Genomic DNA, 17971 nt, shown 5'->3' with positions numbered 1-17971 from the left:
CGTATCGAGTTTTCGACGTGTCGGGAATCTTCGAGCAGGTCCGCAAGGGGTGGGAGCGCGCGTGCGCTCCCGGCTTGCTCCGCCATCACGAGCCGAGTCGTTCTCCGTCATCCCTTCAGGGGCGAGGGCGCGACGTCGTCCGGAATGGGACAGCGATAGGGCTCGCGTCGGGTCGCCGTGTCCAACTCCGCCCGGGCCTCGGCCAGGGTAGCCGGATCCTGCATGAGCGCGACGGCGGTGCCGGCCATCACCTTGGCTGCCTGGAGCATGCCCTTGTGGCCCAGCGAGCTGCGACCTTGGGCGACCACCTGCCAAGTGTGCAGCGGTGTGCCGAGGGCGAAGCAGTTGACGTAGCACTGGGCGGTCGGCACGACCCAACTGACGTCGCCGACATCGGTGGAGCCGTACATGAGCGCCTCGCTGGCACTGTACGGGGCGAGGTCGTCGACCAGCGCCCTGTCGGCGAGCCCTTCGACGTAGGCCTCGCCAGCCTTACCCCCGGTCGCGATGATGTTGGCGTAGGTGGTGCGCAGGTCGTCGTCGCTGACCGTTGCCTTGATGCGCTCCCCGTAGGCGATCTCTTCGGGATCGTGACGCGGTGGGCCGAACGCCTCGAACCGCGACTGCATCAGCCGCTCCAGGGTGCGATTGGGGCGGTAGCCCGAGCAGGCCTTGTCGAACGTCATCTCGACCTGGGTGCCGGTCATCAGCGCTGCGCCCTCGGCGATTTCCTGGATCCGTTCGAAGATCGCCTGAACATCGCTCATGCGCCGGGCGCGCATCAGGTAGAGCACCTCGGCGTCCGCCTGGACGACATTGGGGGAGGCGCCGCCGGTGCGAGTGATCGAGTAGTGCAGGCGCGCGTCGGGCACGATGTGCTCGCGCAGATAGTTGGCGCCGACGTTCATCAGTTCCACGGCGTCCAGCGCGCTACGCCCGAGATGCGGCGAGTTGGCGGCGTGGGCGGACGTGCCCTTGAACCGGAAGTAGGCCTGGATATTGGCCAGCGTCGGCGTCGAGAAGATGGCGTTGAACGCCTGTGGATGCCAGGTGAGCGCGGCGTCGACATCGTCGAACACGCCCTCGCGCACCATGAAGGTCTTGCCGGAGCCACCCTCTTCGCCGGGGCAGCCGTAGAAGCGCACGGTGCCGGAGAGCGCGTTGTCGGCCATGTAGTCACGCACGCCGACCGCGCCGGCCAGTGCGGCGACACCGAGCAGGTTGTGGCCGCAGCCATGACCGTTGCCGTTGTCGATCAGAGGCTCGGCCCGGCTGGCTTCGCCGCGCTGGCTGAGCCCGGCCAGGGCATCGTATTCGCCGAGTAGCGCGATGACCGGCTTGCCGGTGCCGTAGCTGGCGACAAAGGCGGTCTCGATGCCGGCGATGCCGCGCTCGACGCGAAAGCCCTCGGCTTCCAGCGCCGCGCTCAGCGTCGCCGCAGAGCGGGTTTCCTCGAACCGGGTCTCGGCCAGATCCCATACCTGGTTGGCATGATCGATGAAGCGATCGCGCTTGTTCTCGATCAGGGTGTCGAGTTGCCGGGTGGTGGCGTCGGTCACGGTTGCGTCCATGAAGCTACCTCTCTTCAGCTCTTCTCGGAATGGCGGCGAAGCGCCGGGGCATCTGCCTGCAGGGCCAGATAGGCCAGGGTGTGGATGGCCACCGGCAGTACGTCCTCGTCGAAATCGAAGCATTGATGGTGGTGGCCGGCGGCCAGTTCGGTGCCGAACACCATGTAGGTCGCCAGCCCGCCGCGTTCCCGCACGCGCTGCATCATGGTGGTGGCGTCCTCGGAGCCGGAAGGGCGATTTTCGGTCGCGACCACGTTGTCGATCCCGGGAAGGCCAGCGATGTGCGAGTGGATGAAATCGACCAGCGCCGGGCTCGGTTCGCAGTTGCGCGCTTCGCCGGCAAGTCGGTACGCCATCTCGACGCCCTGCATCGCCGCCGCGCCGCGCAGCACGGCCAGCGCTCGGCGCTGCATTTCCTCGTCGATCTCGCTGGTCTCGCCCCGGGTCTCGAGCTTGAGCGTGGCCGTGCCCGGTACCACATTGCGACCGCTGCCGGCGCTGAGTACGCCGACGTTGATGCGCGAGGCGCCGGCGCTGTGACGGGGGATCGCGTGTAGCCCGAGGGCGGCCTGGGCGGCGGCCAGCAGGGCGTTGTTGCCGCTTTCCGGGTTGGCGCCGGCGTGGGCCGGCACGCCGGTGAAGGTGACATCGAGCTTGGTGGTGGCGAGATAGCCGTTATGACCACAGACGACCGTTCCCTTGGCCACGCCGGTACCGATGTGAGTGGCGATGAACAGGTCGACATCGTCGAGCACGCCCGCTTCGACCATCGATCGGGCGCCGCGCACGCCCTCCTCGGCAGGCTGGAAGATCAGTTTGATCCGGCCGCTCAACTGTGCCTTGAGCTCGATGAACAGACGCGCCAGACCCAGCCCGATGGTGGTATGACCATCGTGGCCGCAGGCGTGCATCATGCCGGCGTTGCAGGAAGCGAAACCCTCTCGGGCCGGGCGGTGATGGCCGTCGCCGGATTCCTGCAGGTCGAGCGCGTCGAGATCGACGCGATAGGCGAGCACCGGCCCCGGTCGGCCGGTCTCCAGATTGGCGACAACGCCGGTATAGCCGCCGGCAAGCGCGGGCAGCCAGCGCGCCACGGCGCCCTGGTCGCGGGCGCGCTCCAGCGCCTGGGCCAGCACTTCGGGTTCGGGCACGCCCATGCGGCTGTCGGCGTCGATCACCTCGCGGCCGACACTGACGTCGTAGCCCAGCCGTTCGAGCTCCTCGGCAACGATCGAGGCGGTTCGAAACTCGACCCAGCCGGACTCGGCGTGATGGTGGAAATCCCGTCGCCACGCTTTCAGCTGCGGTCTCAGCGCTTCGATCGCGGGGGCCAGCTCGAATTCGGTAACGGTACTCATGGTGTCGCTCTCCGCCTGTTGGATGTCTTGATGCCGTGTCTCCCGCCCCGTCCCTCGGCGTCAGGACGGCAAGTAGGTGGTGATACCCGGACCGTAGGGAAGTCCCAGCAGGTAGAACGCCGTCAGCAACAGGATCCAGATCCCCAGAAATGCCAGGGTGTAGGGCAGCATCAGCGACATCAGCGTGCCGAGGCCGGCGTTCTTGTCGTATTTCCGGATGAAGGTGAGCACCACGATCATGTAGGGATTGAGCGGCGAGATGATGTTGGTCGAGGAGTCGGCGATGCGATAGGCGACCTGGACGAAGGCCGGGTGGTAGCCGAGCTGCATGAACATCGGCACGAACACCGGGGCTTCCAGTGCCCACTTCGCCGAGCCGCTGAAGATCAGCAGGTTCATGCAGGCGGTGAAGACGATGTAGCAGAGGATGACCGGGAACCCGGTGAAGTCCATCGCGGTCAGCAGATCGGCGCCGTTGACCGCGATCCAGGTACCGATATGCGTCCAGTTGAACCAGGCGATGAACTGCGAGGCGGCGAAGATCAGCACGATATAGCTGCCCAGGTCGCGCATCGCCTCGGCCATGTTCTCGGATACGTCGCGCGAGCGCTTGATGCGACCCACGGTGACGCCCCAGGTCACGCTGACCGTGATGAAGAAGAACAGGATGATCGGGATGATGCCGCTGAGAAACGGCGACGGAATCAGGCTGCCGTCCGGGCCGCGCAGCGGCGAGTCTGGCCAGAACAGCAGCGTGGCGATGGCGGCGATGTACACCAGCGCGGCGATGCCGGCGTTGCGAAGGCCGCGGCGGGCGTTCGGCGGTTCGCTGCTCTCGACCTGCTCGACGTCGCCTCGGTAGCTGCCGAGGCGCGGCTCGATGACCCGCTCGGTGACGATGGCGGCCACGATGGTGAGCACGAAGACGGAGACGCAGTTGAAGTACCAGTTGTCCACCGGGGTCACCGTCATGTCGGGACTGACGATGCGAGCCGCCTCGGTGGAGATGCCCGACAGCAACGCGTCGGTACCGACGATCAACAGGTTGGCGGTGAACCCCGCGCCGGCGCTGGCGAAACCGAGCGCCAGGCCGGCGATCGGGTGGCGGCCCAGTGAGTGGTAGACCATCGCCGCCAACGGCGGCAGCAGGATCAGCGAGGCGTCGGAAGCGACGTTCATCATGATGCCGGTGAAAGCGACGGTGTAGGTCACCAGTCGCTTGGGTGCCGACAGAATGGTGTGGCGTACCAGGGTCTCCAGCAGTCCCAGTTTCTCGGCCAGACCGATCCCCAGCATCATCGACAGCACCAGGCCAAGCGGCGCGAAACCGGTGAAGTTATCGAGCATCGAGTCGAGAATGAACTGGATACCCGGCGCCGAGACCAGGCTTCGAATCGCTTCCACCTCGCCACTGCCGGGATGCTCGACGGTGGCGCCGGCGACGGCGAACAGTACCGATGCCACCAGCACGGCGGCAGCCAGCAGGACGAAGATCATGAAGGGATCGGGAAGCCGGTTGCCGAAACGCTCGATGGCGTTCAACAGTCGGATGGACAGCCGCGGACGAGCGGCGTCGCGAGACGCGGTCGCTGTCATGAGGGACTCCTGAGTCGGTTGTTGTCGACCGGATGGACCGATCGGATGTTGTATCGCGCTGTGTCTCTGCCTTGCCCGGCGCCGACGGTCGATTATGTTTGGGCCGGTTCGCCCCAGACCCGCGAATCGCGTGGGTAGGGCGAACGGATCCTAAGGCGTCCGGCGTCAGGGCGAGTCGTTGTCATCGACCTCGAAACACAGTAGTGCCGGCTCGAGGTCGGCAAAAGATGTCGATTACTTTTTGGTGATAACCTGTGGTAATCACGCGAGCGGGAGCCTCCCTGTGCATTATCCGATCAAACTTCATCAGATTCGGGCCTTCGTCGAGGTCTCCCGTCGCGGTAGTATCCGGGCGGCGGCGCGTGAGCTTGGTCTTTCCCAGCCCGGCTTGACCAAGGCCATTCGGGAACTGGAGGAGGGGCTGGGAGCGGCGCTGCTGGTGCGCACTTCCCGGGGCGTGACGCTGACCGACTCCGGGCGGGCCTTCGATCAGCACGCCCATCTGATCATCGAAGAGCTGCGCCGGGCGCGGGAGAACGTGGAGCAGTTGAACGGGGTGCTGCGCGGGCAGATCGTGATGGGGGCATCGGCCACGGTGGCACGCACGCTGCTGCCGCAGGTGGTCGGGCGCTTCCGGCGGGAACTGCCCAATGTCAGGTTGCGGGTGATCGAGGGACAGCTGTCGTCGATGGTGGCGGGACTGCGCGATGGCGAGCTGGATTTCTCGATCAATACGCTCTCCAGCGGCGTGCTCGATAGCGATCTCGAGGCGTTGCCGCTGTTTTCGACGCCTTTCGTCGTGGTGCTGAGACGGGATCACCCCAAGGCGGGTGCCCGCCGGTTGAAGGAGTTGATCGACTGCGACTGGGTGCTGCCGACGGCGCGCAGCGGCTATTACGCCGATCTTGCCGACACCCTGGAACGTCACGGCTTCTCGCGCGACCAGGTCAGCGTGGTGTGCGACTCCTTCACCACCTCGCTCAACCTGATCCAGCACAGCGAGATGGTCGGGGCCTTTGCCGCGCAGATGACCGCCCAGCACGGCATGGGAGAACTGATGGAGCTGACCCTGGACGACTCGCTGCCGCTGGCGACCTTTCACATGATCAAGCGCCGCGGGGTGCCGCTGACACCGGTGGCAGCGCGACTGGCCAAGCTGTTCGAGTACGAGAGCCGGGATGCGGAGTGACGCTCGCCGGCTTCTCTCTCGAATTACGCCGACTTGGCCGCGGGCGCCACTGACGACGGCGCCACCGGCTCCTCCTCGACGTCATCGAGGCGGTCGGTGCGTCGCAAGACTGGAAAGCGCCACATCCACAGCCCGACGATCGCCAGCGTTCCTACCGAGCCGATGACCGCGGCCGGCACGGTGCCGAACCAGGAAGCGGTGACGCCGGATTCAAACTCGCCCAGCTCGTTGGAGGCACCGATGAACAGCATGTTGACGGCGTTGACCCGTCCGCGCATTTCGTCCGGCGTAGCGAGCTGCAACAGTGTCAGGCGCACGTAGACGCTGATCATGTCGGCGGCACCGGCGATCAGCAGGGCGCCGAACGAGAGCCAGAACCAGTGCGAGAGCGCGAACACGAGATTGGCGATGCCGAACACCGCCACCGCGGCAAACATGATCAGCCCGGCGTGTCGCTTGATCGCCCGCACGCCGAGATAGAGCCCCATCAGGAACGCACCGATGGCGATCGAGCTGCGCAGCGCGCCAAGGCCCTCGGGGCCGACGTGAAGGATCTCGTGGGCGTACACCGGCAGCAGCGCGACGATCCCCCCGAACAGCACCGCGAACAGATCCAGCGAGATGACTCCCAGGATGACCGGCTTGTTGCGGATGTAGTGGATCCCGGCGGTGAAGCGCTGCCAGGCGGTATCGTCGGTCTGGACACGCTCGAACGCGTAACGCACCGGCACGCCGGCCAACGCCAGTTGGGCAATGACGAAGCAGCCGAGGTTGACGCCGTAGGTGAGCGTCGGGCCGAAGGCGTAGAGCAGGCCGCCGAGCATCGGGCCGCCGATGACGCCAATCTTCATGATCGATGAATTGATGGCGATCGCCTTGCCCAACTGGTCACGCGGCACGATCTGCGGCAGCAGGCTCTGCAGCGTCGGCCCGGTGAAGGCTCGAGCGGCACCGAACAGCACCAGCACCGCGTAGAAAGGTGCTGCCGAATCGGGCTGGTGGAGCGAGAGCAGGATCAACAGCACACTGCAGAGCGCCTGGGCGGCCCAACTGAGCTGCAGGATGCGCTTGCGATCGAAGCGGTCGACCACGTCGCCGGCGGGCAGCAGCAGAACGATCATCGGCAGGAACTGGGCCAGGCCGACATAGCCCAGTGTCAATGGGTCGTGAGTGATGTCATAGACCTGCCATGCCACCACGATCGCCTGGATCTGCATGGCAAAGACCGCGCAGAGGCGCGAGGCAAGAAAGGGGACGAAACCGGGCTGACGATAAACGGGATTGTCGGTGATGTCTGCGGGCATGGTGTCCTGGGCGTGCGGCAGGGGAGGCGGATTAGCGTGCTAATGGCTCAGCATACGCCGTTCCACGGCAAAAAACCGCTGACAGCCCATTGCCCGGTCGCGACAGGCGCGACTTCGATACCGGTTCGTATCGTCAAACGGCCATTTTGGATAACGCCAGGTAATAGCGAAGGCAGACGTTGCCCCAAAGCGGCGCGATAGCCTCTTTTCAGCCGCTTTTTCGACTTCTTTTGGCGCAGGGCCGGGCGTATAGTGCGCTCGCTTCCGGCTGTCGCGCTCGCTCTCTTCCGCTGCCGGCCGATCTGAATCTCAGGCTCGAGGTCCAAGGTTTTATGTCTCGGCAGTTACTCTCCATGGCGCTGGCACCCCTGCTCGGCCTTTTCATCCTGGGCATCGGCAACGGCTTTCTGGCGTCGCTGATCACTTTGCGTCTGGACGCGGCGGGGGAGTCGGTAACTACCATCGGCTGGGTCTCGGCCGCCTACTACATCGGGCTGGCGATCGGCGCGCTGTTCAACGATCGGCTATTGCTGCGGATCGGCCACATCCGTGCCTATGCCTGCTTCGCGTCGCTGGTGGCTGTCACCGTGCTGCTGCAGGGGCTGTGGCTCAACGCGCCGCTGTGGTTCACGCTGCGCCTGATCGGCGGGTGGGCGACGCTGGGTGTCTACCTGGTCATCGAAAGCTGGTTGCTGACTGCGGCGGACACCCGCGTACGCGGGCGTCTGCTGGCGCTCTACATGATCGCGCTCTACGGCGCCGGGGTCATCGGGCAGTTGCTGCTGGGCGTGGCGGACCGCGCCGGTGCCAGCCAGCCATTCATGGTCATCGCCATGCTGGCGTCGCTGTCGGTATTGCCGCTGGGCATGATTCCGCGGGTTTCCCCGCTCATCGAGCAGGCCGAGCCGCTGTCGCCGTGGCGGTTGATCACGGTGACGCCGACCGGGGTGATGGGCTGCTTCGGTTCCGGTCTGGCAGTGTCGGCCATCTACAGTCTGCTGCCGCTCTACCTCCAGCGCAGTGGTTTCGAGGTGCAGCAGATCGGCGAGATGATGGCGATCGTGATTCTTGGCGGGATGCTACTGCAGTATCCCATCGGGCGCTGGTCGGACCGACACGATCGCCAGATCGTGCTGATTCTGATCGGCGTGGTGCTGGCTCTATTGTGTGGCGGCGTGATACTGCTGCCCAACCTGCCGGGATTGCTCGCGGCGATGCTGTTCCTGGTGGGCGGCGGGGTGTTCGCGATCTATCCGGTGGCGGTGAGCCACGCCGCCGACCGCGCCCCGGCCGGCGCGCTGGTGCGAATGAGTCAGGGGCTGTTGCTGATCAACGCCCTGGGCGCCACCCTCAGCCCGCCGCTGATCACGCCGCTGATGATCCATGTCGGCGATGTCGGGCTGTTCGTGGCGCTGGCCGGACTGGGCGTGGCGCTGGTGGTCTTCTTCGTCTGGCGCCGGAGTCGGCGCCCGGCGCCGGTCCCGGTGGCACCGTTCACCTCGAATCCTCAGCAGTCGGTGGTGGGGGCCGAACTCAGCGTGACCGACGAACTGGTGCAGGGGGCGATCGAGCACGAGCACCAGGAAGATCTGTCGCAGGTGGTACCTGACGTGGAGACGGCGCTGCCGGACGATGTCGTGACAGCCGATTGCCACAACGATCAGGCCGCCACCGCCGCGACGAGCGAACGTTAGGCTACCCGGCGTCGGGCCAGGATATCGGATCGCCGGCCGCGACTAGCGCGCCGGATCGATCACGCCGCCCAGCGACGCGTTGCGGCGAAACCAGCCGGCGATACTGCCGCGGGGCTGCCGGGTCGGGAGCACTTCGTGGGGGATCCTGTCGGATAGAAAACAGGCGAAAGTGCCCGCTTGCGGTTGAACGCGTGCCACTTCGCGATCGGTCTCCTGCGCATCGTAGAGCACCATCTCGCCGCCGCCGTCCGCCGGCCACTCCGGATTGAGGTACAGCACCGTGGAGATGACGCGGTTGGCCCGGCCCCGAAAGCTGTCGTAATGCTTGCGGTAGAACGCTCCCGGCGGGTAGAGGGCGAAGTGGGCCTCGAACTCGAACAGTCCGGCGTAAAGGGCGACGTTGATCTGTTGCTGGAGTTCATTCATCAGCGCCAGGTAGCGACGCTGGGCCAGGCTTTCCCGATCCAGCCAGTGGATCGCGTCGCCACGGATATCGCGTCGCAGCGTACGCTCGTCACCGCGACCGATGGCCGCCTCCTGCAGCGCCTGGCGCTGGTGCAGTCGCTCCATGTCATCCCGCAGTCCCTGGCACAGGCCCGGGTCGAGAAACCCTTCACCGACATACCAGCCGCGCTCCACCAGGCCGTCGATCAAGGTGACCAACTGGGCGTTGTCCCAGAAGGCGTCGTGGGCGTCGTTGGGTGTCATGGATGACTCACTCGGCAAGCTAGGGCCTGTTCACAGTATACGTCGCGAGGCGTTGTTACGAGCCAAGCGCTCGCAACCGCCACAACCCCCGGCTCGCGTCCAGCCTCGCGAGAAAGCTGGCTCCGTCGCGGCGCGTGGATAGCGTGAACAGGCCCTAGCTCGAACGATCGGGGCGCGCGGCAATGGAGCGCCGGCGCTGGGGGTGATAGCGCAATTCGCCCTGGGCGGGCTTGCGATCCAGGGCGATGTCGCATTCGAAGCCGACGGCCAGCAGCTCGACCAGCATCATGGCGGACAGCCCCCAGATCGTGCGGCCCTCGAACGGGTAGCTGGGAACGTACCAGGGCCGATCGTCGACCGGGATCACATCGGTGTGGCTGCGACAGTCATCGAGGAAGTGGCGTAGCGGCACCTCGAAGATCGCCTCGATCTCGCCCGGTTCCGCCACCAGCGGCAGGTCTGGCGCGATCACGCCGACGAAGGGCGTCACACGTAGACCGTAGAGCGAGAAGACGTCGCTGAGCCGACCGATGATCTCGACCCGCTCCGGCGCGAGCGCGATCTCCTCCCGGGTTTCCCGCAGAGCGGTGGTGAGAAGGTCGCTGTCCTCGGGTTCCCGCTTGCCCCCCGGGAAGGCGACCTGGCCGGCATGCTGGGAGAGGTGGGCGGTGCGCTGCGTGAACAGCAACGTGGGCTCGGCTCGGGCGACGATCGGCAGCAGGACCGCTGCCTGGGGATGAACACCGCTCAAGCGACTTGGGCGATGTGCTTGCAGGCGCTCGCGGAGTTTCTCTAACATGCGCTTTCGACTCCCTGTTGGCAGGCGCGCCGGCCGGCGCTGTCTGGCGTTCCCGCGAGGCCCATCGTTCGGGGCTCAACCCGCTCGAGGCTCTCCGAATTCGAGGCGCTATGAACTACTGTAGCCACTGCGGTCACACCGTGCGTTATGCGATTCCCGATGGCGACGATCGCCCGCGATTCCTGTGCGATGCCTGCGGCACCGTCCATTACCAGAATCCGCGCATCGTGGCCGGCACGCTGCCGGTGGCCGGTGGGCGCATCCTGTTGTGTCGCCGGGCCATTTCGCCGCGCAAGGGGTTCTGGACGCTGCCGGCGGGTTTCATGGAGAACGCCGAAACCGTGGAGCAGGCGGCGTTGCGTGAGACCCGCGAGGAGGCCTGCGCCGTCGTCGCCGAGCCGACACTGTATACGTTGATCAGCCTGCCGCACATCAATCAGGTCTACATGATTTTCCTGGGCGACCTCGATGGCGATTTCGCGGCCGGGCCGGAGAGTCTCGAAGTCGAGCTGTTCGAGGAAACGCAGATTCCCTGGGACGAACTCGCGTTCCCGACCATCGAGCGCACGCTGCGACACTTCTTCGATGATCGGCGACGAGGTACCTTCGAGCTCCATCTCAGCCAGATCGGCCGGGAAGAGCGGGAGCGTTACTTCGGCTCCGCCTAGCGCCCGCGCTCAGGCGTCGGGCAGCGAGGCCAGGGAGCTCAGCGGCCACACGTCGTAGGCGGGCTCCTCGTAGGGGTGTGACTCGACCAGCGCGGCGACCGCCGCGCGGATGCGATGATCCTCGCAGACCAGTTCGACCCGATACTCCTCGACCGTTTCCAGCGCGCCCCTCTTCCCGATGTGAGGAGTGGCGCCTTCCAGCGGACGAAACTGGCCCTCTCCCCGGACCTGGAAACAGCACGCCTCGTAATCGCCGATTCTCCCGGCGCCGCTGGCGAACACCGCCGACTTGACGCTTTCCAGGTGGGACTCGGGAACGAAGAACGCCAGCTTGTACATGAGGGTTATCTAATCCGGTTTATGCCGTGACGGTGGGCCGCGTGCGGCGATGATGGCATAATGCCCTGCGCTCCGACAGTGGTCAGGCGCGCCCCTGATCTCCGGGGGGCGGCCTGTTACGCTCTGTCTGAAAAATGCCTGCGCTCGCCCATACGGCGTTAAAAATTGACTCAAAATGCTCATTTACACCTCGTAAACTCCGCTTTTTCGTCAATTTTTGCCTTGTCTGGCCATCGCTCGCCGATTTTTCAGACAGAGCTTGGGAACGTACCGTCCGAAATGAATCGTGCCGATCGGAAACCTTGGCGATGTGGAAATGGGTCATTGTGGTGTTGGTTGTCATGCTGGGGCTGATGCAGTACCGGCTGTGGTTCGGCGAGGGCGGCATTCGGGAGTTCAATGATATCCAGGCTCGCGCCGATACGCTGGAAGGGACCACCGATACGCTCAAGGCGCGCAATGATCGCCTTGCCGCCGAAGTCGTCGATCTCAAGAACGGCCTCGATGCCATCGAGGAGCGCGCCCGCAGCGACATCGGCATGGTTCGTCAGGACGAGCAGTTCTTCTGGGTGCCCGGTGTCGACAGTCCCGGCAATGGCCCCGCCGCCAGCACGGGGGTGGTGCAGCCATGACGCTATGGTTGATCGTGCCCGCCGCCGGCCGCGGCCAGCGCATGCAGGCCGACCGTCCCAAGCAGTATCTGACATTGCAGGGGAAAAGCGTGCTGACGCGAACGCTGGAGCGCCTGCATCAGGCCTTTCCCGAGGCCGTGCTGCGCCTCTGCCTGGACCCCGACGACGAGTACTTCGACGCCGAGGACGTGCCGTTCGGCCGCTGGCTGCGTGTCGGTGGCGGCGACGAACGCGCCGATACGGTGGCTCGCGCGCTGACGACCCTGGCCGAGGAGGCCGCGGACGACGACTGGGTCATGGTGCACGATGCGGCGCGGCCCTGCGTGCGGATCGAGGATCTACGTGCCTTGCAGGGGGCGCTCGAGGACGAGGCGATCGGGGCACTGCTGGCGACACCGGCGGCCGATACCATGAAGCGCGCCGATGCGTGGGGCCGTATCAGTCACACCGAGCCGCGCGATGGCCTGTGGCATGCATTGACGCCACAGGTGTTTCGCTTCGATCTGCTGCGCCAGGCGCTGGACGCTGCCCGGTCGACCGGTGTCAAGGTGACCGACGAAGCCTCCGCGATCGAGGCGCTGGGCCTGGCGCCGCGGCTCGTCACCGGCAGTCGCGACAATCTCAAGATCACACATCCCGAGGATCTGGCCATGGCCGCGCGAATTCTGGCGCTGCAGGCCGAGACCTCGGCGGACGCGCTCGACCAGGGAGTCGAAGCATGAGTTTCAGAATCGGTCACGGCTTCGATGTACACCGTTTCGGCGACGGTGACCATCTGATGATCGGCGGCGTTCGCGTGCCCTTCGATCAGGGTTTCGTCGCCCACTCGGATGGCGACGTGCTGCTGCACGCGATCAGCGATGCGCTGTTGGGCGCCTGTGCGCTGGGCGATATCGGACGTCACTTCCCGGATACCGATCCGGCCTGGAAGGGCGCCGACAGCCGGGCACTGCTGCGGCACGTCGTCGGACTGGTGCGCGAGGCCGGCTACCGCGTCGGCAATCTCGACGCCACGGTGATGGCTCAGGCACCGCGAATGGCCGAATGGATTCCGCGTATGCGCGAAGCGATCGCCGCCGACGTGGAAATCGAGCTAGGGGCGGTCAACGTCAAGGCGACGACCACCGAACGTCTCGGTTTTACCGGGCGTGGTGAGGGGATCGCGGCAGAAGCGGTGGTACTGCTGGTCGTGGACGCCAAATGAGCGACCCGGCGTCGTCATCGATCGCTTGGCCGCCCGCCTGGCACTACCTGGCGGGACAGCCCACGACGGCTGGCGACTATCGCCAGAGCCCCGAGCAGTTCCAGGTCGAGGAGGTGCTCGATTTCTTCCCGGAGGGGCAGGGCGAGCATTGGTGGCTGTGGTTGGAAAAGCGGGGCATGACGACGCCGGACCTGGTTCGACTGCTCGCCCGGGCCGTCGACATTCCGGTGCGGGACGTCGGCTTCAGCGGTCTCAAGGATCGCGACGCGGTGACGCGGCAGTGGTTCTCGCTGGCGCTACCGGGACGCGAACCGCCGCTGGACTGGGAGGCAGGGCTCGTCGAGCGAGGTGTCACGTGCCTTCAGGCAGTCCGCCACCCGCGCAAGCTGAAGCGTGGCGTGCACCGGGCCAACCGCTTCCGGTTGAGGATCGGCGGAGAGGCCAGTGTGTCGCCGGCCACCCGCGAGCGCTGGGATCGGCTGGTACAGCTAGGGGTGCCCAACTATTTCGGCCCCCAGCGCTTCGGCCCGGAGGGGCGTAATCTTCATCGCGCCCGGCAGCTGCTGGCCCGAGGCTGGCGCAAGCGGCAGGATCCGCACGGGCTACTGCTTTCCACGGCCCGGAGCTATCTTTTCAACAGCGTCCTGTCGGCGCGTGTCGCCGATGGTACCTGGTGCGTGCCCCAGCCCGGCGACGTCCTCAACCTGGAAGGCACCGCGAGTCGCTTCGCTGCGACGGAGATCGACGACGCGCTGCTCGCGAGGGCGGAAGCCGGCGATCTGCACCCGACAGGCCCACTCTGGGGACGGGGCCGGCTGGAGAGCGTGGGCGAGGTGGCCGAGCGGGAAACCCGCATCGCCGCCGAGCGCCCCGACCTGGCCGAGGGGCTGGTGCAGGCGGGGGTGAACCAGGAGCGGCGCCCGCTACGGCTGCGGCTCAAGGAGCCCGAGTGGCAGACGGATGGCGACGCCGCCTGGCTCTCGTTCTCGCTGCCGCGAGGTGCCTTCGCCACGTCGGTGCTCAGGGAGCTGTTCCGGCACCCGACCCTGGTCTGATCCCACCGGCCCGACGCTCGAGGAGGAAGGAGAAGAGATGCGCAGACTATTGCTATCCAACGACGATGGGGTGCACGCGCCGGGGCTGAAAGCGCTGGCGCTGGCGCTAGAGGGGCACTCGCGACTGAGGGTCGTGGCGCCCGATCGTGACATGAGCGGGGCCAGCAATTCGCTGACGCTGACACGGCCGCTGGCATTGACCGCGATGGACTCCGGGTTCTATAGCGTCGACGGCACGCCTGCGGACTGCGTCTATCTCGGCGTCAACGGGGTGTGGGAAGAGAAGCCCGACCTGGTGATCTCCGGGATCAATCATGGCGGCAACCTGGGCGATGACGTGCTCTATTCCGGAACCGTCGCCGCCGCCATGGAGGGGCGCAACCTGGGGATGGCCGCCATCGCGATCTCGCTCTGCGGGCAGCGCCACTTCGAGACCGCCGGACGAGTGGCGGCCAGCCTCGTCGGTGCGGCGGAGAATCTCTCGCTGCCGCCGCGCAGCCTGCTCAACGTCAACGTGCCGGACCTGCCATGGAGCGAAGTGCGGGGATTCCGCGTGACTCGGCTGGGGTACCGGGGGCCGGCCTCCCAGCCGATTCACATCAAGGATCCACGTGGGCGCGATCGCTACTGGATCGCCGCGGTCTCCGAAAACGCCGACGATGGCCCCGATACCGATTTCGCGGCGATCGAGGCGGGTTTCGTCTCGATCACGCCACTGCAGACCGATCTAACCCGTCACGAGACGCTGAACGATGTACAGGGCTGGCTTGATGGATTGTCACACGCCTGAGGAACTCAGCGGTGTCGGCATGACATCGCAACGAACTCGCAATCGGATGGTCGAACGTCTGTCGGCCGGCGGGATCCGCCATTCGGGGGTGCTGGAGGTGATGGCGGCGGAACCCCGCCACCTGTTTCTCGACGAGGCGCTGGCGCATCGTGCCTACGAGGATACGTCGCTGCCACTGGGGCTTGGGCAGACCCTGTCCCAGCCCTGGGTCGTCGCCCGGATGAGCGAACTGGTGGCGCTGGCCGAGCCGCAGCGCGTGCTGGAGGTCGGCACGGGGTCCGGTTACCAGACCCTGATTCTGTCGCGCCTGGTCAAGAGCGTCTGGAGCGTCGAGCGTATCGCCGCGCTGCAGACCCGCGCCCGCCAGCGGCTGATGCGGCTCGGCGCGCATAACGTCAATCTGCGCCATGCCGACGGTGGCATGGGGTGGCCGCAGGCGGCGCCGTTCGACGTCATCCTGTTGACGGCCTGCGCCAGCGAGCTGCCGCAGGCGCTGCTGTCCCAGTTGCGCGACGGTGGCGTTCTGATCGCGCCGCTGGCGGACGCGGAGGGGCGGCAGTGGCTGACCCGGGTGCGTCGGCGTGGCCTGGCATTCGATCATCAGCGTCTCGAAGAGGTGCGTTTCGTACCATTGCTTGAGGGAGTCATTCGTTGAAACGCATCGCGAAAACCGTATTGAAGGGCATGGGGATGGGCGCCGCGGACGCCGTGCCGGGCGTTTCCGGAGGGACCATCGCGCTGATCGTGGGGATCTACGAGGAGCTGATCGAGACCATCAGGCGTTTCGGTCCGGGCGCCTTCGGTGTCTGGCGCGAGCAAGGTCTTGCCGGCCTGATCTCCTATCTCAACCTGCGTTTTCTGATCCCGCTGGTATTGGGGATCGGTGTCAGTCTGGTGACGATCGCGCATCTGGTGACCTGGCTGATGGCCCATCATCAACTGTTGCTCAATGCTTTCTTCTTCGGGCTGGTGCTGGCCTCTGCCTGGGTGGTGATGCGTCAGGTCGGCCATTGGCGCTGGCGCTATCTGCTCCCGGTGATGCTGGGGCTCGTGCTGGCCGCGTTCCTGCCGCGTCTGCTGCCCGACATGAGCCAGGCGGGCGATGCGACGCTGTTCGTGGCCGGCGCGATCGCCATCAGCGCCATGCTGTTGCCCGGCGTGTCGGGTAGCTTCCTGCTGCTGGTGATGGGGCTCTACGGCACCGTGATGAACGGTATAAAGAGCTTCGATATCGGACTCATCGCGATCTTTGGTGCCGGTTGCCTGCTCGGCTTGTTCACCTTCTCCCGGCTGTTGTCCTGGTTGTTGCGTCACCACCACGCCATGACGTTGATGACGATCGTCGGCTTCATCCTGGGCTCGTTGCCGCAATTGTGGCCCTGGCGGCAGATCGCCAGCTATCGCATGGCCGCCGACGGACAGCAGGTGGCCCTTGCCTATCATTATCTGGCTCCGTCGGACTACGCCGCCGTCACCGGGCAGCCCTCCCAGTGGTTGCTGGGGGCGGCATTGATCCTCCTCGGTATCGTGGTGGTAATCTGCCTGGGAGAGCGCAGAGAGGTCACGACCTGACGCGTGTCGTCATCACCTCCGGATTTCTCGTTCCGAAAAAGGACTTCATCTCATGAGTAAGCGTCGCACTGCACTGTTACTGGGGCTTGTACCGCTCGTCGTCGTCGGGTTGAGTGCCTGCACCACCTCGAGCGGACGGCCGCAGGTACAGGATCTCTCCATCAGTCGTAACAGCGAGACGCCTTCGACCTACACGGTGAAGAGCGGTGACACCATCTATGGGATCGCCTGGCAGAATCGTGTCGACTTCCGCGACCTGGCTCAACTCAACGGCATCTCCCCTCCCTACCGCCTGGAGCCGGGGCAGCAATTGAGGCTACAGTCCGGGGCGAGTGTCGCTGGCGGGCAAGCCATCGCCAGCAGCGGTTCCGGCCGTGGCGGGGTGACGGCGACCGGCCTCGGTGGCGCGAACGGCAATGGGGCCCAGAGCGCCGCTGGCGACGACAATCCCTCCTGGCTGCTGCCGTCCGGCAGTAGTAGCGGCAGTACCGCTGGGGGACGTGTCGCCGGACAGGGCAGCGGACAGGCGGCGAGCGGCGGCTCGTCTCCCGGACCCGTCTACGCCCAGAGTGGCGCTGCCGACGGCACTCGCGACAACACCTCGTCCGTGAGCGCGCCCCAGAGCGGCTCATCGGCTAACGCGGGAGATCGAGGCGCCAGTACCAATACCAACGCCAGCTCCGGCGGGCAGGCGGCGGGCGCGGCAGGGAGCGTTGCCTCCACCACCTCCGGGAAGACTGACACCGGATCGTCATCTTCTTCTGCTTCCCTTGGCGGTGGTGGCACGAAAACGGCGACTGGCGCCGATGCCGGTACGGAAGTCGCCGGTGAGCCGAGCGGTGCCCCGGATCGTTCCGACAGGACTTACAAACCGGTCGAGAACGTGCCGTGGCAGTGGCCGGCCAATGGACGACTGGTGGGCAAGTTCGATGACGATTCGAACATTACTCCCGGCATTGATATTGCCGGACAAAAGGGGCAACCTGTCAAAGCAGCCGGACCAGGGATTGTGGTGTATGCCGGCGACGGCGTGCGGGGATATGGCAACCTCATCATCCTCAAGCACAATGATCGCTTCTTGAGCGCTTACGCACACAACGACTCGTTGAAGGTTAAGGAGAACGATGTCGTTGAGGCCGGAGAGACGATAGCTACCATGGGGCAGACGGATGCTGACCAGGTCCAGCTACATTTCGAGGTTCGCGTGAACGGACAACCTCAAGACCCACTCCAATACCTGCCTGCGCGCTGATCCTGTATTGGCGCTGCCAGACTGCGGTGCGGAAACTCGACACGCCATTCGTTTCCGCGTCCGGCCTGGGTTGCTGTGGAGAGACCAACCCGAAACCGTTATCCATGGACGCATCCGAACCGCCACGCTCGACGTAGCCCAGATGAGTGGATGTCGGGGCGCCCGCTGGCTTCGGAAAGAGAGTCCCAGATAGCGGAACCATGGCCTCTTCGTCAGGGAAGTTAACAAGACTGCAAGGAA

Annotated in this window: 18 protein-coding genes; 11 read left to right on the top strand and 7 right to left on the bottom strand. The window is 65.7% G+C overall.

Annotation, left to right across the window (positions count from 1 at the left end):
• Nucleotides 1-107: 107 nt before the first annotated feature.
• Genes DOM54_RS13790 through DOM54_RS13780 form a run of 3 tightly spaced genes read right to left on the bottom strand, consistent with a single transcriptional unit; the run spans nt 108 to nt 4525 of the window.
• Nucleotides 108-1571, bottom strand: a complete 1464-nt coding sequence (locus tag DOM54_RS13790; protein ID WP_167406515.1) for a M20 family metallopeptidase — start codon at nt 1569-1571, stop codon at nt 108-110.
• Between the two features lie 14 nt (nt 1572-1585).
• On the bottom strand, nt 1586-2929 hold the full coding sequence (locus DOM54_RS13785; RefSeq protein ID WP_110716880.1) for an amidohydrolase: 1344 nt from the start codon (nt 2927-2929) through the stop codon (nt 1586-1588).
• Nucleotides 2930-2989: 60 nt separating this feature from the next.
• Complete coding sequence (locus DOM54_RS13780) at nt 2990-4525, bottom strand: AbgT family transporter (RefSeq protein WP_110716879.1); 1536 nt, start codon at nt 4523-4525, stop codon at nt 2990-2992.
• Nucleotides 4526-4808: 283 nt separating this feature from the next.
• Between DOM54_RS13780 and DOM54_RS13775 the strand changes: the two genes are divergently transcribed.
• Complete coding sequence (locus DOM54_RS13775) at nt 4809-5714, top strand: LysR substrate-binding domain-containing protein (protein ID WP_162619874.1); 906 nt, start codon at nt 4809-4811, stop codon at nt 5712-5714.
• A gap of 23 nt (nt 5715-5737) precedes the next feature.
• Here DOM54_RS13775 and DOM54_RS13770 read toward each other — a convergent pair whose 3' ends face one another.
• Nucleotides 5738-7018 (bottom strand): MFS transporter, encoded by a 1281-nt coding sequence (locus DOM54_RS13770; RefSeq protein ID WP_110716877.1) that lies wholly within the window; start codon nt 7016-7018, stop codon nt 5738-5740.
• Between the two features lie 332 nt (nt 7019-7350).
• Between DOM54_RS13770 and DOM54_RS13765 the strand changes: the two genes are divergently transcribed.
• The gene (locus tag DOM54_RS13765; RefSeq protein ID WP_110716876.1) at nt 7351-8712 is read left to right on the top strand and encodes an MFS transporter; all 1362 of its coding nucleotides are present in this window, start codon (nt 7351-7353) and stop codon (nt 8710-8712) included.
• Nucleotides 8713-8754: 42 nt separating this feature from the next.
• Here DOM54_RS13765 and DOM54_RS13760 read toward each other — a convergent pair whose 3' ends face one another.
• Both DOM54_RS13760 and DOM54_RS13755 read right to left on the bottom strand, forming a co-directional pair.
• Nucleotides 8755-9420 (bottom strand): 2OG-Fe(II) oxygenase, encoded by a 666-nt coding sequence (locus tag DOM54_RS13760; protein ID WP_110716875.1) that lies wholly within the window; start codon nt 9418-9420, stop codon nt 8755-8757.
• 154 nt (nt 9421-9574) lie between these two features.
• On the bottom strand, nt 9575-10219 hold the full coding sequence (locus DOM54_RS13755; protein ID WP_110716874.1) for a CoA pyrophosphatase: 645 nt from the start codon (nt 10217-10219) through the stop codon (nt 9575-9577).
• A gap of 110 nt (nt 10220-10329) precedes the next feature.
• Between DOM54_RS13755 and DOM54_RS13750 the strand changes: the two genes are divergently transcribed.
• Nucleotides 10330-10887 carry an NUDIX hydrolase gene (locus DOM54_RS13750; RefSeq protein WP_110716873.1) on the top strand — a complete coding sequence of 186 codons (558 nt, stop codon included), beginning with the start codon at nt 10330-10332 and terminating at the stop codon, nt 10885-10887.
• Between the two features lie 9 nt (nt 10888-10896).
• On the opposite strand, the gene DOM54_RS13745 is transcribed toward DOM54_RS13750, so the two are convergent.
• Nucleotides 10897-11226 (bottom strand): YqfO family protein, encoded by a 330-nt coding sequence (locus tag DOM54_RS13745; protein WP_110716872.1) that lies wholly within the window; start codon nt 11224-11226, stop codon nt 10897-10899.
• 308 nt (nt 11227-11534) lie between these two features.
• Here DOM54_RS13745 and ftsB point away from each other — a divergent pair, with 308 nt between their 5' ends.
• From ftsB to DOM54_RS13705, 8 genes are read left to right on the top strand one after another with little or no spacing between them, the layout of a single operon-like run.
• On the top strand, nt 11535-11858 hold the full coding sequence (gene ftsB / locus DOM54_RS13740; protein WP_110602951.1) for a cell division protein FtsB: 324 nt from the start codon (nt 11535-11537) through the stop codon (nt 11856-11858).
• Nucleotides 11855-12580, top strand: coding sequence for a 2-C-methyl-D-erythritol 4-phosphate cytidylyltransferase (gene ispD / locus DOM54_RS13735; RefSeq protein ID WP_110716871.1), 726 nt, complete (start codon nt 11855-11857; stop codon nt 12578-12580). The genes ftsB and ispD overlap by 4 nt, the downstream gene beginning before the upstream one ends.
• Nucleotides 12577-13062 carry a 2-C-methyl-D-erythritol 2,4-cyclodiphosphate synthase gene (ispF, locus tag DOM54_RS13730; RefSeq protein ID WP_110716870.1) on the top strand — a complete coding sequence of 162 codons (486 nt, stop codon included), beginning with the start codon at nt 12577-12579 and terminating at the stop codon, nt 13060-13062. Before ispD ends, ispF begins: the two co-directional genes overlap by 4 nt.
• The gene (gene truD / locus DOM54_RS13725) at nt 13059-14117 is read left to right on the top strand and encodes a tRNA pseudouridine(13) synthase TruD (protein WP_110716869.1); all 1059 of its coding nucleotides are present in this window, start codon (nt 13059-13061) and stop codon (nt 14115-14117) included. The genes ispF and truD overlap by 4 nt, the downstream gene beginning before the upstream one ends.
• 37 nt (nt 14118-14154) lie before the next feature.
• Nucleotides 14155-14907: a 5'/3'-nucleotidase SurE gene (gene surE, locus DOM54_RS13720; RefSeq protein ID WP_110716868.1), complete on the top strand. Its 753-nt coding sequence runs from the start codon at nt 14155-14157 to the stop codon at nt 14905-14907.
• Nucleotides 14908-14926: 19 nt separating this feature from the next.
• Entirely contained in the window at nt 14927-15562 is a 636-nt protein-coding gene (locus tag DOM54_RS13715) for a protein-L-isoaspartate(D-aspartate) O-methyltransferase (protein WP_240613903.1), read from the top strand.
• Nucleotides 15559-16479: a DUF368 domain-containing protein gene (locus tag DOM54_RS13710; protein ID WP_240613902.1), complete on the top strand. Its 921-nt coding sequence runs from the start codon at nt 15559-15561 to the stop codon at nt 16477-16479. Before DOM54_RS13715 ends, DOM54_RS13710 begins: the two co-directional genes overlap by 4 nt.
• 52 nt (nt 16480-16531) lie before the next feature.
• On the top strand, nt 16532-17731 hold the full coding sequence (locus DOM54_RS13705; RefSeq protein ID WP_110716866.1) for a peptidoglycan DD-metalloendopeptidase family protein: 1200 nt from the start codon (nt 16532-16534) through the stop codon (nt 17729-17731).
• The last annotated feature ends 240 nt before the right edge of the window (nt 17732-17971 follow it).

Origin of the sequence: Salinicola acroporae (assembly GCF_003206615.1) — a bacterium.
GTDB classification, from domain to species: domain Bacteria; phylum Pseudomonadota; class Gammaproteobacteria; order Pseudomonadales; family Halomonadaceae; genus Salinicola; species Salinicola acroporae.
Note: the sequence above shows the minus strand (reverse complement) of the source record. Positions and strands in the feature narration are given on the sequence as shown.

What these genes read in the sequence shown, in the direction of transcription:
- ispF (WP_110716870.1), top strand. Translation starts at nt 12,577, where the DNA reads ATGAGTTTCAGAATCGGTCACGGCTTCGATGTACACCGTTTCGGCGAC.
- DOM54_RS13755 (WP_110716874.1), bottom strand. Translation starts at nt 10,219, where the DNA reads ATGTTAGAGAAACTCCGCGAGCGCCTGCAAGCACATCGCCCAAGTCGC.
- DOM54_RS13770 (WP_110716877.1), bottom strand. Translation starts at nt 7,018, where the DNA reads ATGCCCGCAGACATCACCGACAATCCCGTTTATCGTCAGCCCGGTTTC.
- DOM54_RS13750 (WP_110716873.1), top strand. Translation starts at nt 10,330, where the DNA reads ATGAACTACTGTAGCCACTGCGGTCACACCGTGCGTTATGCGATTCCC.
- DOM54_RS13760 (WP_110716875.1), bottom strand. Translation starts at nt 9,420, where the DNA reads ATGACACCCAACGACGCCCACGACGCCTTCTGGGACAACGCCCAGTTG.
- ispD (WP_110716871.1), top strand. Translation starts at nt 11,855, where the DNA reads ATGACGCTATGGTTGATCGTGCCCGCCGCCGGCCGCGGCCAGCGCATG.
- DOM54_RS13780 (WP_110716879.1), bottom strand. Translation starts at nt 4,525, where the DNA reads ATGACAGCGACCGCGTCTCGCGACGCCGCTCGTCCGCGGCTGTCCATC.
- DOM54_RS13785 (WP_110716880.1), bottom strand. Translation starts at nt 2,929, where the DNA reads ATGAGTACCGTTACCGAATTCGAGCTGGCCCCCGCGATCGAAGCGCTG.
- DOM54_RS13790 (WP_167406515.1), bottom strand. Translation starts at nt 1,571, where the DNA reads ATGGACGCAACCGTGACCGACGCCACCACCCGGCAACTCGACACCCTG.
- DOM54_RS13765 (WP_110716876.1), top strand. Translation starts at nt 7,351, where the DNA reads ATGTCTCGGCAGTTACTCTCCATGGCGCTGGCACCCCTGCTCGGCCTT.
- DOM54_RS13715 (WP_240613903.1), top strand. Translation starts at nt 14,927, where the DNA reads ATGACATCGCAACGAACTCGCAATCGGATGGTCGAACGTCTGTCGGCC.
- surE (WP_110716868.1), top strand. Translation starts at nt 14,155, where the DNA reads ATGCGCAGACTATTGCTATCCAACGACGATGGGGTGCACGCGCCGGGG.
- DOM54_RS13705 (WP_110716866.1), top strand. Translation starts at nt 16,532, where the DNA reads ATGAGTAAGCGTCGCACTGCACTGTTACTGGGGCTTGTACCGCTCGTC.
- truD (WP_110716869.1), top strand. Translation starts at nt 13,059, where the DNA reads ATGAGCGACCCGGCGTCGTCATCGATCGCTTGGCCGCCCGCCTGGCAC.
- DOM54_RS13745 (WP_110716872.1), bottom strand. Translation starts at nt 11,226, where the DNA reads ATGTACAAGCTGGCGTTCTTCGTTCCCGAGTCCCACCTGGAAAGCGTC.
- ftsB (WP_110602951.1), top strand. Translation starts at nt 11,535, where the DNA reads ATGTGGAAATGGGTCATTGTGGTGTTGGTTGTCATGCTGGGGCTGATG.